The 14768-nt window shown below is 55.7% G+C and carries 13 protein-coding genes; 1 reads left to right on the top strand and 12 read right to left on the bottom strand.

Annotation, left to right across the window (positions count from 1 at the left end; translation table 11 throughout):
• Positions 1 to 59: 59 nt before the first annotated feature.
• Positions 60 to 1061 carry a signal recognition particle-docking protein FtsY gene (gene ftsY / locus KNP74_RS06865; RefSeq protein ID WP_034777152.1) on the bottom strand — a complete coding sequence of 334 codons (1002 nt, stop codon included), beginning with the start codon at positions 1059 to 1061 and terminating at the stop codon, positions 60 to 62.
• The gene (smc, locus tag KNP74_RS06860; RefSeq protein ID WP_214763879.1) at positions 1058 to 4615 is read right to left on the bottom strand and encodes a chromosome segregation protein SMC; all 3558 of its coding nucleotides are present in this window, start codon (positions 4613 to 4615) and stop codon (positions 1058 to 1060) included. The genes ftsY and smc overlap by 4 nt, the downstream gene beginning before the upstream one ends.
• 115 nt (positions 4616 to 4730) lie before the next feature.
• Here smc and KNP74_RS06855 point away from each other — a divergent pair, with 115 nt between their 5' ends.
• Positions 4731 to 4925: a DUF1128 family protein gene (locus KNP74_RS06855; protein ID WP_021067093.1), complete on the top strand. Its 195-nt coding sequence runs from the start codon at positions 4731 to 4733 to the stop codon at positions 4923 to 4925.
• Positions 4926 to 4971: 46 nt separating this feature from the next.
• Here KNP74_RS06855 and rnc read toward each other — a convergent pair whose 3' ends face one another.
• From rnc to KNP74_RS06805, 10 genes are all read right to left on the bottom strand, one after another.
• Positions 4972 to 5751, bottom strand: coding sequence for a ribonuclease III (gene rnc / locus KNP74_RS06850; protein ID WP_138859619.1), 780 nt, complete (start codon positions 5749 to 5751; stop codon positions 4972 to 4974).
• A gap of 58 nt (positions 5752 to 5809) precedes the next feature.
• Positions 5810 to 6049 carry an acyl carrier protein gene (gene acpP, locus KNP74_RS06845; protein WP_021067091.1) on the bottom strand — a complete coding sequence of 80 codons (240 nt, stop codon included), beginning with the start codon at positions 6047 to 6049 and terminating at the stop codon, positions 5810 to 5812.
• A 59-nt stretch (positions 6050 to 6108) separates the two neighbouring features.
• Positions 6109 to 6849, bottom strand: a complete 741-nt coding sequence (fabG, locus tag KNP74_RS06840) for a 3-oxoacyl-[acyl-carrier-protein] reductase (RefSeq protein ID WP_214763878.1) — start codon at positions 6847 to 6849, stop codon at positions 6109 to 6111.
• Positions 6842 to 7762 (bottom strand): ACP S-malonyltransferase, encoded by a 921-nt coding sequence (gene fabD, locus KNP74_RS06835; protein ID WP_034777148.1) that lies wholly within the window; start codon positions 7760 to 7762, stop codon positions 6842 to 6844. The genes fabG and fabD overlap by 8 nt, the downstream gene beginning before the upstream one ends.
• A gap of 18 nt (positions 7763 to 7780) precedes the next feature.
• A complete protein-coding gene (plsX, locus tag KNP74_RS06830; protein WP_214763877.1) occupies positions 7781 to 8770 on the bottom strand; it encodes a phosphate acyltransferase PlsX in 990 nt (329 codons plus the stop codon).
• A complete protein-coding gene (gene fapR / locus KNP74_RS06825) occupies positions 8767 to 9336 on the bottom strand; it encodes a transcription factor FapR (RefSeq protein WP_021067087.1) in 570 nt (189 codons plus the stop codon). The genes plsX and fapR overlap by 4 nt, the downstream gene beginning before the upstream one ends.
• A gap of 92 nt (positions 9337 to 9428) precedes the next feature.
• Positions 9429 to 11459 carry an ATP-dependent DNA helicase RecG gene (gene recG, locus KNP74_RS06820; RefSeq protein ID WP_214763876.1) on the bottom strand — a complete coding sequence of 677 codons (2031 nt, stop codon included), beginning with the start codon at positions 11457 to 11459 and terminating at the stop codon, positions 9429 to 9431.
• Complete coding sequence (sdaAA, locus tag KNP74_RS06815) at positions 11446 to 12333, bottom strand: L-serine ammonia-lyase, iron-sulfur-dependent, subunit alpha (RefSeq protein WP_214763875.1); 888 nt, start codon at positions 12331 to 12333, stop codon at positions 11446 to 11448. The genes recG and sdaAA overlap by 14 nt, the downstream gene beginning before the upstream one ends.
• Before the next feature lie 12 nt (positions 12334 to 12345).
• On the bottom strand, positions 12346 to 13008 hold the full coding sequence (gene sdaAB / locus KNP74_RS06810; protein ID WP_214763874.1) for an L-serine ammonia-lyase, iron-sulfur-dependent subunit beta: 663 nt from the start codon (positions 13006 to 13008) through the stop codon (positions 12346 to 12348).
• Between the two features lie 63 nt (positions 13009 to 13071).
• Positions 13072 to 14754, bottom strand: a complete 1683-nt coding sequence (locus KNP74_RS06805; RefSeq protein WP_034777143.1) for a DAK2 domain-containing protein — start codon at positions 14752 to 14754, stop codon at positions 13072 to 13074.
• Between the last annotated feature and the right edge of the window lie 14 nt (positions 14755 to 14768).

The following is a 14768-nucleotide window of genomic DNA, read 5'->3' as shown; positions in this document are numbered from 1 at the left end:
AACTACCAATAGTACAGCCGTCCCCACCTCTTGTCAAGTTTTTTTCTTAACAGTGAAAGTTAGGCGAGGTCATCGTTTGTCTGTTGTTTTTCTTCGAAGATGTCCCCGAATAATCCGTACACGAACTGTTCCGGGTCGAACGCCTGTAAATCATCAACTTTCTCACCGAGGCCGACATATTTGACCGGGATATCGAGCTCGTTTCGAATCGCAAGCACGATCCCTCCTTTAGCCGTCCCGTCGAGCTTCGTGAGGACGATCCCGCTCACGTTCGTCGCTTCTTTGAACGCTTTCGCTTGAACCATCGCGTTTTGTCCCGTTGTGGCATCTAACGCGAGCAATACCTCGTGCGGCCCGTTCGGTACTTCACGTTCGATGACGCGCTTCACTTTCTCGAGCTCTTTCATCAAGTTGACCTTGTTTTGCAAACGTCCGGCCGTGTCACAGATCAATACGTCGACGCCGCGTGATTTCGCTGCCTGCACAGCGTCGAACACGACCGCAGCCGGGTCCGACCCTTCGGCTTGACGGATGACCGGGACTCCGACCCGTTCACCCCAGACTTGGAGCTGATCGATGGCACCGGCCCGGAACGTGTCGCCTGCCGCGAGCATGACCGAACGTCCTTCCGACTTCAATTGATGGGCGAGTTTGCCGATCGTCGTCGTTTTGCCGACACCATTGACGCCGACGAACAAGATGACCGTCAATCCGTCCTGCATGTTCAACTCACGATCCGCCTCGTCTTCTTGGAGACGGTTCGCCACGACTTCGACGAGGGCGTCACGGACAGCGACCGGGTCTTTCAAATTGCGACGTTTCACCTCCTCTTTCAAATCTTCGACGAGGTCCATCGTCGTCGTCACGCCGACATCCGCCTGGATGAGCAAATCCTCGAGTTCATCGAAGAAATCCTCATCGACTTCGCGGAACCGATAGACGAGGTCGTTGACGGCACTGGCAAATCCGTCTCGTGTCTTCGTCAATCCGTCGGTAAACTTTTGCGACACCTCTTGTGTCGAGGTCGTCAATTTATCTTTTAACTTCTTAAAAAAACTCAACTTAATTCCTCCATCTCTTGTTCCGTCTCGACGACGCGCTTCGCTTCGGATAGTTCGACCGAAAGCACCTCGGAGACACCGTTTTGTTGCATCGTCACGCCGTAGAGCGTGTCCGCCGCCTCCATCGTCCCTTTACGGTGGGTGATGATGACGAATTGTGTATCGATTGAGAGCGTCCGGATATATTCCCCGAACCGATGGACGTTCGCCTCGTCGAGAGCCGCCTCGACTTCATCGAGCACACAGAACGGGACGGGTCTCGTTTTCAGGATGGCGAACAGAAGCGCGATCGCCGTCAAGGCCCGCTCTCCGCCGGATAACAGACTGAGCGTCTGCAACTTCTTCCCGGGCGGTTTGGCGACGATCTCGATGCCCGTGTTGAGCAGGTCGGACTCGTCGACGAGTTTCAAATCGGCCTCCCCCCCGCCAAACAGCTCGTTGAACGTCTGTTTAAAGTGACCACGAACGAGCGTGTACGTCTCTTTGAACAAGCGCGTCACTTCACGGTCCATCTCGGTGATGATGTCGTATAAATCCTCTTTGGCGCTGACGAGGTCGTCCCGTTGCTCGGACAAGAACATGAAGCGTTCATTGACGAGGTCGAACTCCTCGATCGCGTTCAAGTTGACCGGCCCGATTTCTTCGATTTGACGAACGAGCAGTTTGAACTCTTCTTTCGCCTCATCGAGCGGAATCGTGAGGGTCGGAAGCAAATCGAGGACGAGCCCTCGTTCCTCGAGTGCGTCGAGTTTCCACTTCCGCTTCAACTCGAGCTCGTTCGCCTCGGTCTCGAGCTTGCGGACATCCGCCTCGACCCGACGACGCACGTCCGACGCCTGTTGTTCACGCTGTCTGAGGATGCGATACGACTCTTCTTCGGCGTGAAGCTGTTTCGTATGCAACGCCATCCGCTCTTTCAATCCGTCCATCTGTTTGACCGCCTCGACGTGCTCGAGCTCGAGCTCGGCAGACGAGACGACCCGGCCGCTTGCCACATGTTCGAGCTCACGCTCGATCTGACCGAGACGGGACGTCTGTTTAGCGACCTCGGTCTCGAGCCGCTCGACTTCTGCGCGGACGCGGTCGAGGTCGAGCATATTGCGTTGACGATCGAGTTCATTTTGACGAATGGCTGCCTGAAGTTGCCCCGTCGTCTCGGCGCCTTTGGCTTGCTCGCCGCGGAGCGCCTCGAGTTCGGTCCGAATCGAGGCTTGCAATGCATCCGTCGCCTCAAGTTCTTCGGCGAGCCTTGTCAACTCATTCGTGGCGGATGTGATTGTTTGGGCGTAACGCTCCATCTCATGGTCGAACAGTTCGAGTTGCGCTTTGGCGTCTTGCGACACCCGTTCCAAGTTTCTAAACGCCTGTTCCGTCGAACGGAGCGTCTCTTCGGCCTCGCGCTTCTTGAGCCTGAGCGTCTGGAGCGACGCACGCAGTCGGGACATCTCATCGGTGTACGTCGACACCCGCAACTGTTGCTCGTGAAGCATGGCCAACCCTTGCGTCAATCCTTGCTTTAAATCATCGAGTTCACGGGACTGGGTGAACAAGGCGACACCTTGCTTCCGACTACCCCCGGTCATCGAACCGCCAACGTTGACGATATCCCCTTCGAGCGTGACGATGCGATAGCGATACCCCGTCGTCTTGGCGATCCGGTTGGCCACCTCGAGGGAATTGGCCACGATCACGGCGCCGAGGAGCGACCGTTTCAACTTCTCGTAGGCCGGGTCCGTCTCGACGAGGTCGGCGGCGATGCCGACGAATCCGTCGACTGATTCGAGACGGTGTGCGACTTCACCCGGGACGTAACGTTCCTTCACGCTCGTCATCGGTACGAACGTGGCTCGTCCGGCACTTGCTTTCCGCAATCGTTCAATCTCTCGGCGTCCGACTTCTTCCGTCTCGACGACGATATGTTGTTGCGTCTGACCGAGCGCCGTCTCGATGGCGGCCTCATACGACGGGAGAACGCGAATCAATTCTGCGACGGCACCGAGCACGCCCGGTCCCCGTTCTTTCAAGACAAATTTGACCGCATGGAAATAGCCTTCGTACGACTGTTTCATCCGTTCGAGCAACTCGATCCGGTCCTCGGTCTTCTGACGCCGGCGGTCAAGGTCGTGGTACGACTGCTCGGCCCGCGACAATTTGTCTCGAAGCGTCGCTTCCCGTTCGGTCAAATCAGCTTCTTCCGCCATGAGCGTCTCCCACGTGTCCCGAGCCTCGTCGAGACGAGCTTGTTCGGCCTCGAGTGATGCCGTCTGTTCGGTCCGCACGTCAAGGCGATCCTTGTTTTCGCGAAGCAGACGAGCTTTCGCTTCTTCCGCTTGTTCGATATCGCGCCGTTCCCGCTTCTGTTGGTTGCTCAGCGTGGCCCGTGTCGTCGCCAACTCGAACGCCTCTCCTTGAAGCTGTTCGATTTCTGCGTTAAAGTCACGCGTCGCCGCCGTCAATTGCGCGTCAAGTTCGGCGCGTGCCGCTTCCACGGTATGTAACGCCTCAGCTTTTGACGCCATATCCGCGTTTGCCACGTTCAACTTCTGCGTCAACTGTTCGGTCTCTTCGGCCAATTCGACCCGTTGGCGCTCGAGGCGTTCTTTCGTCTCCGCCCCGTGCTCTTCACGGGCTTTCGCGAGCTTGATCTCACCTGTCAACCGTTCCAGCTCGGTCGCTCGAGACCGTTCTTCTTGATGGAGCGTGTCGAGCGATTCTCGATCTTTGGCGAGCGTCGCCTCAAGCGTCGTCCGCTCTTCTGAAATCGCGGTCAACGCGCCATCTTGCTCGGCGAGATTCGTCTCGGCCGTCCGCAGTTGCTCAGACACACGAGCGATGCCCGTACCAAGTTCTGTGATCTCGGCGCCGAGAATACCCGTCTCGAGCTCATCGTGGCGCGCTTTGGCGACTTGATACTCGCGTGCGAGCGCGGCCTGCTCTCGGAGCGGCTCGACCCGATCGGCGAGTTCATACAAGATGTCATCGACCCGAGACAAGTTCAACTCGGTGTCTTGGAGCTTCCGTTCGGCTTGTTTTTTACGCTGCCGGTACTTCAACACCCCGGCCGCTTCTTCGATGACAGCCCGACGATCTTCCGGTTTTCCGGAGATGACTTGCTCGACCCGTCCTTGCCCGATGATGGCGAACGCATCGCGTGATAGGCCCGTATCCATGAACAGGTCGATCACATCTTTAAGCCGGCACGGCTTCTTGTTCATGAAGTAGTCGCTGTCGCCGCTCCGCGTGACACGGCGCGTCACACTGACTTCTTCATACGGCAACCGCAAATGGGCGTCCGTGTTGTCTAGGACGAGCGTCACTTCGGCGACGTTGCGATGGTTCTCACCTTCACTGCCGGCAAAGATGACGTCTTCCATTTTCGCTCCGCGGAGCGATTTGGCCGACTGCTCACCGAGTACCCAGCGAACAGCGTCCGATATATTTGATTTCCCGCTTCCGTTCGGCCCAACCACGGCTGTGACGCCGGGACGAAAATCCAGTTCAATCCGCTTGGCAAACGATTTAAAGCCAGCGAGTTCGATTCGTTTTAAGTGCATCGTGACCATCCTATCCTCAGTAAGCATTCATTTGTTTATTTTACCACAGTTGCCAGTTCGTCAAAATGCTAGAATCATGCTATTCTAAAAAGAACTGTAGAAAGGGGTACGACCGATGACTAACGAACAAATGATTGAGGAAATTCTCGACAAAATGAACATCATCAACCGCGGCGCTATCAAAGCGGAAGAATATAACCGTGCCGACGCCTCGGCCGTCAAAGAGATTTACGACTACGTGATGAACCGCTCATCGCTGTCGATCTCTGAAGTGGATGGGATTGTCGAAGAACTCGGACAATTGACGTGATGAGATGACAGAAAAGGAGTGGACCCATTGAGGTCCACTCCTTTTTTTATAGGCCGGCGTACTGCCGGTTGAATTCAATCAACGCTTCCTTCGCCGCGAGTTGCTCGGCTTCTTTCTTCGATCGGCCGATGCCTTCGCCGACGATATCGTCTGACAGACGGGCATGGGCGACGAACTCCCGGCTATGGGCCGGACCACGCTCTTCGATAATCGTGTACGAGACAGGCCCGAGACCTTCTCGCTGGACGCTTTCTTGGAGCTGACTCTTATAATCGGTCTGTTCTTCAAACACACCGGCCAAGACTTTCGGAAAAACCGCTTCGGCGAGGAACTGTTCGACTGGTTCAATCCCTTGGTCCAGATAGAGCGCGCCGATGTATGACTCGAACACGTCCGCGAGTAGCGCCGGACGCTTGCGTCCGCCGGTCAACTCTTCGCCTTTCCCAAGCAAGATAAAATCAGAGAAAGCATAGGCTTCCGCAAAGTTAACGAGTGATGGCTCACAGACGATGGCCGCCCGCAACTTCGTTAATTCCCCCTCGGAGCGCTCCGGATACGTCTCATACAAAAACCGAGACACCGTCAACTCGAGCACCGCGTCGCCTAAAAACTCTAAGCGCTCATTGTCTTTTTTCAGACCGCGTTGTTCGTTGACGTATGAGGAGTGGGTGAACGCTTGCATCAATAGGTCTTGGTTCGTGAATCGAACCGACAGCCGTTCTTCAAGTACTTTAAACTGCTCGAGAATCCGTGACCGCTCGAGCTCATTTCGCCGACGCCGTTGCGCCGACCCTTGACGGTCAAACCGTCGCTTGTCCTTTGTCATAATTCCCTCCGTGTATAAGCACAAGCCCACCGCTCATGACGAGCGGTGGGAGGCTTGATTACAATTTAGTTTCGATGTAAGCGACGACGTCGCCAACAGTCGCGAGCTTCTCAGCATCTTCGTCTTCGATTGTGATATCGAACTTGTCTTCAAGGTCCATGACCATTTCCATTACTTCGAGCGAATCCGCACCGAGGTCATCCTTGAATGATTTGTCGGCTGTGATCTCAGATACATCTTTCCCGAGTTTCTCTGCCACTGCTGCTTGTACGTCTACTAAGATTTGTTCTGTTGTCATGATAAAATCCCTCCAAATTAAAGTATATAAAATGTGTTTCGATTGGTAAAGTTCTGATTTTAAGCCATCGTCATGCCGCCATCAACGGCGATCGTCTGACCCGTCACGTAAGCCGCTTGGTGAGAGGCGAGGAATGAGACGAGGTTCGCCACATCTTCGACCTGACCGAAGCGATTGAACGGGATTTGACCGAGCGTCGCCTCGCGTTGCGCATCTGTCAACGCGTCGGTCATGTCCGTCTGGATGAAACCAGGACAGACGGCGTTCACCGTCACGTGACGTCCGGCGAGTTCACGCGCGACCGACTTCGTCAGCCCGATGAGCCCCGCTTTCGCCGCCGCGTAGTTCGCCTGACCGGCATTCCCCGTGATCCCGACGACCGAAGCGATATTGATGATGCGGCCCGCCTTCGATTTCAAGAGCGTCCGCGTCGCGGCTTGCGACGTCAAGAACGCACCTTTCAAGTTTGTCGACAGGACATCGTCAAAGTCAGCTTCCTTCATGCGCATAAGCAGACCGTCCCGCGTGATGCCTGCATTGTTGACGAGACAATCGATGCGGCCGTACGTGTCGACCGCCGTCTTGATGAGTGTTTTCACATCATCACTGCTCGAGACGTCGGCTTTGACGGCGATGGCCTCGCCACCGTTCGCTTCGATCTCGCTGACGACGGCGTTCGCTTTCTCAACACTACCCGAGTAATTCACGACGACCCGAAAGCCGTCCTCCCCTAAACGCTTCGCGATGGCGGCCCCGATTCCTCGAGATGCGCCTGTCACGATTGCTACTTGGTCATGCACGTACTTCTCCTCCTAACGCGGCCACCTCTTCGAGCGTCGTCGCCTGTTTGATCGTCACTTTCGAATCGATCCGTTTGATAAGACCTGACAGCGGTGACGTCGGACCGAACTCGATGAACGTGTCGACACCAGCGTCGATCGCTTTACGAACACACGCTTCGAATCGGACCGAGGCGTACAATTGCTCAGTGAGAAGTGCTTTCAATTTTTCCGGGTCGGTATGGACATCCGCATCGACGTTGGAAATGATCCCAATCGCCGCCGGTTTGAACGGCGAAGAAGCGAGCACATCTTTGAACCGCGTCGCGGCCGGCATCATGTAGGAGCTGTGGAACGCCCCTGAGACGTTCAGCGGCAAGACGCGTTTCGCACCCGCTTCTTTCAAGTCTGTTTCGGCCTGTTTGACCGCATCGACATGCCCCGAGATGACGAACTGACCCGGACAGTTGTAGTTGGCGATTTGTACAAGGTTCCCGCTAGCACTGATTTTCTCCGTCACATGGAACGCTTCGTCGACATCGGTCATACCGATGACGGCTGCCATCGTCCCATCCTTCACTTCTGACATGAGCTTGCCGCGTTCGTGGACGAGCACGCTCGCTTCTTCCAAGTCGATGACGCCGGCGACGACGAGTGCCGCATATTCTCCAACGCTGTGACCGATCACCAAGTCTGGAGTGGCCCCCGTTTTGGCGTGAGCTTGTGCGAGTGATGCCGCATGCGCCACGATGGCCGGTTGGGCCACTTCTGTCCGTTGAAGCTCTTCTTTTGATCCTGCCGCCATGGCGTCGAGTAAATCAAATCCGAGGCGACGGTTGATCGCTTGCAGTTGTTCAGGATTGTCGAGGAACGTTTGGCCCATGCCGACGGCTTGTGACCCTTGTCCCGGAAATACCCATGCTGTTTTCCCCATGTACTCACCTTCTTTGAATTAGTTTGTAGCTTTTGCTTGTTTGATTTTCGCGACGACGTCGTGATCGACCATGATTTTCGCCTGTTTGAGCGCGCTCATGATGGCGAGCGCGTCGCTCGAACCGTGTGCTTTAATGACCGGGGCGTTGATTCCGAACAAGCCGGCCCCACCGTGTTCCCGATAATCTAATGTTTGTTTCAATCGCTTCAACTTCGGTTTTAAGACGAGAGCGGCGAGCTTCGAGACGAGATCGCTCGTGAACTGCTCTTTCATCATCTTCATGAGCATCGACGACGAACCTTCGACACCTTTGAGCAAGATGTTTCCGGCGAACCCTTCCGTGACGATGACATCGACATCACCGGACATCGCCTCGCGCGCTTCCACGTTGCCGACAAAGTGGACCGGGGCTTGTTCAAGGAGGGGGTACGCCTCTTTCGTGAGGGCGTTTCCTTTCCCAGCCTCGGTCCCGATGTTCAGTAGCGCGACCCGCGGACGTTTGACGCCGCGAACGTGCTCGGCATAGAGCGAGCCCATGATCGCATAGTCGACCAAGTGCTCGGCCTTCGCGTCCGGGTTGGCCCCGACGTCTAAAATGACGACACCGCTACCCGTATATGTAGGGAACGTAGGTGACAACGCGGGGCGCTCGATTCCTGGGATCCGTCCGATGACGAATAGTGACGCCGCCATGAGAGCACCGGTATTCCCAGCCGAGACGAGTGCGTCGGCCTCTCCGTCTTTGACGAGTTTGGCCGCCACGACGAGTGAGCTGTCCTTTTTGCGACGGACGGCTCGGACCGGTTCGTCGTCCCCGGTGATGACTTCGCTCGCTGAAACGATTTTGATTCGCGGGTCGGTCAACCCGTACGAAGCGAGTTTGACCTCATCTCCGACTAAAAACAGTTCCATCGATTCGTTCGGGAATGCGTCGGCAAACTGCTTGACGCCTTCCACGATCGCTTTCGGGGCGTGATCCCCGCCCATTGCATCAATTGCTAATTTCATGCCTGTTCCTCCTCACCGCGACGATAAATCGTGAAGTCTCCGCTAAAGACACACTCTTCGCCGACATAACTATCCACTGTGACGTCCGTTCTTCCGTCCCGACGCAGTTTGATCACACGAGCCTTGGCAACGACTCGCTCTCCAAGATGGACCTGGCGACTGAAGCGGATGTCCGCTTTAGTGGTCAACGCCAATTCATCATTGATGAGCGCCACCGCTAACGAGTTGGCCTGGGCGAACAATACGTGTCCCCGGGCGATCTCGTTGCGGCTAAAGACGTGTTCTCTCTCAATGTCGAGAACCGAGATGGCCGATTCATCGAGCTTCAAGTCAATCATATCACCGATGACCTCGCTCATGGCGAGCGACTTCACTTCATCGAGGTGTTCTGAGGCTACATGCTTAATCCGTTCTCTCACTTCCGGAATTTTCAACTCCATCCGATCGAGACGAATCGTTTGAATACTGACGGCGAACTGCTTCGACAGCTCTTCGTCTTTGATGAACGGGTTACGATCAATCGTTTCTTGCAATAAGCGTTGCCGCTCTTTCTTAGGTACCCGCATTCAGTTCCCTCCTAAACTCTATGCTAAAGAACTTAATACCTGGTACTAATAGCAGTATATATTCTTTAGATTGTATTTTCAAGTGTTGTTTCTCATTCCAAGCGGCTACCGACGAGTAAGTCGAGTCGCTTCAAGTATTGACGGAGCGGCGCATACGTCGCTTCATTCCAAAACGCCTCGCTGCCGAGCAGACGAACCGCGTCTTGCATCGCTACCTCCATCACTTTTAAATCAAGTACGGGATCGGCGACGCGGAAGCTCGGAAGACCGCTTTGGGCCGTCCCAAAGAAATCACCGGCCCCGCGCAATTCCAAGTCTTTCTCGGCCAAGACGAATCCATCGTTCGTCTCCGTCATCGTCTTCAAACGAAGTTTGCCGACATCGGACTTCGGGTCTCCTACCAATATACAATAAGATTGGGCGGCGCCTCGACCGACGCGTCCGCGCAACTGGTGTAGTTGCGCCAAGCCGAACCGCTCCGCATCATGGATGATGATCAGCGAGGCGTTCGGGACGTTCACGCCGACCTCGACAACCGTCGTCGAGACGAGGATTTGAAGGGCATTGCTGGCGAACGCCTTCATCACGTCATCTTTCTCGGTGCTCGACAGTTTTCCGTGCATGAGACCGACCGCGTAATTTGGGAAGCGTTCTCGCAACACTTCGTAGAGTGCGGTCGCACTCTCGACCTCGAGCGTGTCCGATTCCTCGATGAGCGGCGCGATGACGTACGCTTGGCGTCCAAGCGTCAGTTCACGGTCGACCATCGCGTGGACCCGGTCTATTTGGTCGGTCTTGGCCCAATACGTCTCGATCGGTTTCCGGCCGGCCGGCATCTCATCGATCGTCGAAACGTCCATCTCGCCGAAAGCACTGATGGCGAGCGTCCGTGGAATCGGTGTCGCCGTCATATAGAGCACGTCGGCGAGCTCCGCCTTGTCACGGAGCATCTTGCGCTGTTCGACTCCGAACCGGTGTTGCTCGTCGGTGATGGCTAAATGTAGGCGCGAGAACTCGACCGGCCCTTGGATCAAGGCGTGCGTCCCGACGATGATATCGACGTCCCCCGCTTTGATGGCCTGAAGCAACTCAGTACGGGCCTTGCCTTTGACCGAACTCGTCAATAAACCGACTCGAATCCCGTACGGCTCAAACAGCGCTTGAAGCGAGGCGAGATGCTGTTCAGCCAAAATTTCGGTCGGGACCATAAGCGCCCCTTGATAGCCGGCGCTCACCGTCGCATACAAGGCGATCGCGGCAACGACTGTCTTTCCGCTCCCGACATCCCCTTGTAGCAACCGATTCATTCGTTCTGGCACTTCTAAATCCCCGACGATTTCCCGGATGACACGCGTCTGCGCCCCGGTCAACGGAAACGCAAGTTGTTTGACGAATTCGTTCAATTGAGGCTTATCGAGCGTGAGGGCACGGCCTTTACCCGACCGTTCCATCTTCCGGAACGCCTGAAGCTTCAATTGATAGAGCAGACATTCTTCATAGACGTAACTGCGGCGTGCCTGTTTGTACGTCTCGACCGAATCAGGGAAATGCATCCCTTTTAACATCGCCTCCCGATCCTCGAGACGATAGCGTTGCCGAATCAATTCCGGCAGGCGGTCCTCGAACGAGGTCGTCTGTTCAAACGCAAGCTTGACGATCCGGCTGAAGTTCTTCTGGGTCAACCCGGCCCGAAGCGAATAAATCGGTTGCAGCCCGTCCGACAGTTCACCGAACTCGAGGTCGGTCGCGCTGATTGTCATCCGGTTCATGTCCCATTTCCCTTTGACCGTCACGGTGGCGCCGAGCGTGAGCTTGTCTTTATAGAACGCCCGGTTGAACATCGTCACGTGGACGACGTAGCGTTCCTCGAGCAATAGCCGAAATTGGAGCCGGTTCTTGCCTTTACTGTAATAACGGACGAGCGGTTCCGCTTGGACGGTACCGCTCCATTTGACGAGGTCGCCGTGGATGGCCGTCGTTACCGTGCCGCTATTATAATTTTCATAACGAAACGGAACGTGCTCCAGCACGTCCTCGATTCGTTCGAGACCCATCGTCTCTAATTTTTTGGCCATCTCTGGCCCGACCCCTTTGAGCGTCGTCAGCGCCTCACTTCTCGACATTTTCTTTCTCTCCAAAGATGTTTCGTTCGAGACGGCGGGCCGTCGGCGTATTGGCAAGTCCACCGCGGGCTGTCTCTTTCAAAGCGGTCGGCATCATCTGGCCGATCTCATGCATCGCCGAGATGACCTCGTCACAAGGGATGCGAGACGTGATACCAGCGAGGGCCATATCGGCCGCGACAATCGCGTTCGCTCCACCCATGGCGTTCCGTTTGACACACGGCACTTCGACGAGACCCGCCACCGGGTCACAGACGAGACCGAGCATGTTTTTCAAGGCGATCGCAAACGCCGTCGCCGATTGTTCCGGCGTCCCACCGGCTGCTTCGACGATGGCCGCCGCGGCCATTCCGGTCGCCGAACCGACTTCCGCCTGACAACCACCGGCCGCCCCTGAAATCGAGGCGTTGTTGGCTACGACGAACCCGAACGCACCAGACGTGAACAAGTAGCGGACCATCGCGTCACGGTCCATTTCCAGACGCTCTTTGACCGCAAACAACGTACCCGGTACGACACCGGCGCTGCCGGCCGTCGGGGTCGCACAGATGCGTCCCATCGCCGCGTTGACTTCATTCGTCCCGATCGCTTTGGCGACCGCGTCTAAAATCAAATCCCCAGCGAGCGACTTGCCCGAGCGGATATAGTCGGTCATGAGCACGGCGTCATTCCCCGTCAACCCCGTCACAGACGTCACGCCTTCGAGTGCCCGCGCAACCGCTTCTTCCATCACCTCGAGGTTGCGTTCCATCATGCCGACGACGTCTTCACGCGTCGAGCGTCTGACGTGCACTTCTTGCTCAATCATCACTTCTGAGATCGGAATCCCTCGTTCCGTTGCCGTTCTGACTAATTCTTCTACTGATTTAAACATATTGGTGTCTCCTTATTCCCCAAAGATGGCTACCCGCTCGATTTGAGGTAACCGCTCGATTTCCGCTAACACGTCTTTTGACAAATGATCATCAATCTCGATCGCCATGAGCGCTTGCTTGCCTTTCTCATGACGGCTCACTTCCATGTGCCCAATATTCAACTCATGCCGGGCCAAAATACCCGTCACGGCCGCGATCGCCCCGAAGCGATCGTGGTGCAAGACGACGAGTGCCGGCCCGCCGCCCGACAATTTGAGCGGGAATCCGTTCAACTCGGTGATCTCGATCGTCCCGCCGCCGATTGAAATCCCGACGATTTCAAACGTACCGTCCTCGTCTTCTAGCCGGACGCGGGCCGTGTTCGGATGGTCCGTCAGCGCATCGCTCGTCTCAAAGACGACCTCGATGCCGCGCTCTTTCGCGATATCGAGCGCTTGCGGGATTCGCAAATCAAACGTATCGAAGCCCATGATCCCACCGACGATGGCCACATCGGTACCGTGCCCCCGATACGTATCGGCGAACGACCCATAAAACGTGATGTGTGCGAGTCGTGGCGTTCGCCCGAACAACTTCCCAGCCATGAGGCCGATGCGCGCGGCTCCGGCCGTATGCGAACTCGATGGACCGACCATGACCGGTCCGATGATATCAAACACACTGCGATATTTCATCGCATTTCCCCCTTTCAAAAAAACCCTACCTTCATTATACAGAAGGTAGGGCTGAGTTACAGCTTATTCCACACTAAAAATGTAGGAGTAGAGCGGTTGTTTCCCGTCATGAACCTCGATTTCAATCTCGTCGTTCTTCGACTCGATGTACGCCGAGAGTGCCTCCACGTCTTCTGCTGACGAACCTTCGCCCGTCAAGATCGTGATGATCTCATCGTCGGCATCCACGAGGGCGTCGACTAATTTCTTCGCCGCTTCGAGGCTCGAGGCCGATGAGGCGACGATTTTCTTCTCGGCGATCGCCATGTGGTCGTCTTTACGAATCTCGACGCCGTCGATACTCGTATCACGAACCGCATACGTCACTTGACCAGACTTGACGGTACTAGCCGCCGTCTTCATGACGCTTTCGTTCGTCTCGACATCGGCTTCCGGGTTGAACGCGATCGCTGCCGCAAGTCCTTGTGGCACCGTCTTCGTCGGAATGACCGAGACGCCGCAAGGTGCGACCGAAGCCGCTTGTTCGGCAGCCATGATGATGTTCGAGTTGTTCGGGAAGATGAAGACATGATCCGCGTTGGCCGCTTCAATCGCCTTGACGATATCTTCCGTCGACGGGTTCATCGTCTGACCGCCTTCGATGACGTGAGCCGCACCGAGTGAACGGAACAAGTCGCTGACACCTTCACCCATCGCGACCGTGACAATCGCATATGGCGCTTTCGCCTTCGGAGCCGTCGGTTGGACGCCATGTTGGTTCGCGCCGTGTTCTTCTTCTAAAATGGTCGAGTGCTGTTGACGCATGTTCTCGATTTTGACAGCGACGAGTTCACCGTAACGCTGTCCTTTCGTGATGACGTCGCCTGGCGTCTCGACGTGAACGTGAACTTTAAGCAACTCTTCATCTGCGACGACGAGGAGTGAGTCCCCGAGTTCAGACAGTTCGTTGCGGAACGCATCCTCGTTGAACGGGGCATCCTTCAACTTCGCGTCTTGGAAACGAACCATGATTTCCGTGCAATAACCAAACTCGATGTCTTCGGTCGACATGAATCCTTGCGCGGCGTGGGCATGATGTTCGGCTTCGATGAGCGCATCCATGACCGGTGCATGTGGCTTCTCGAGCTCTTTTCCTTCAAGGCTCGCAAGGAACCCTTCATAAATAACGAGCAAGCCTTGGCCGCCCGAATCGACGACGCCAACTTCTTTCAAGACCGGCAATAAGTCCGGCGTCCGCTCGAGTGAAGCTTTCGCTTCCACGATCACACGTTCCATGAACTCGTTGAAGTCGCTCGTCGACTCTGAAGCACGGAGCGCTTCGTCGGCCGCTTCACGAGCAACCGTCAAAATCGTTCCTTCAACCGGTTTCATAACCGCCTTGTATGCCGTGTCGACACCACGTTTCAATGCCTCAGCGAAATCGACTGTCGACACTTCGGTCTTTCCTTCGATTGCTTTACCGAAGCCACGGAACAATTGGCTTAAAATAACACCGGAGTTCCCGCGTGCCCCCATCAAGAGACCACGTGCAAACTTCGATGAGACGTCAGCGATATTTGCCGTGTTGAGTGCGGCCACTTCCTTCGCACCCGATGTCATCGTCAAATTCATGTTCGTCCCCGTGTCGCCATCCGGCACCGGGAAGACGTTAAGCGAATCTACATAATCCGCATTCTGGCTCAAGTTGGCTGCACCGTTCGCGACCATGTTCGCGAACACCAATCCATCTAAACGTTTTAAACCCACACCAAATCCTCCTT

Origin of the sequence: Exiguobacterium sp. s141, from assembly GCF_018618085.1 — a bacterium.
GTDB classification, from domain to species: Bacteria; Bacillota; Bacilli; order Exiguobacteriales; family Exiguobacteriaceae; genus Exiguobacterium; species Exiguobacterium mexicanum_A.
Note: the sequence above shows the minus strand (reverse complement) of the source record. Positions and strands in the feature narration are given on the sequence as shown.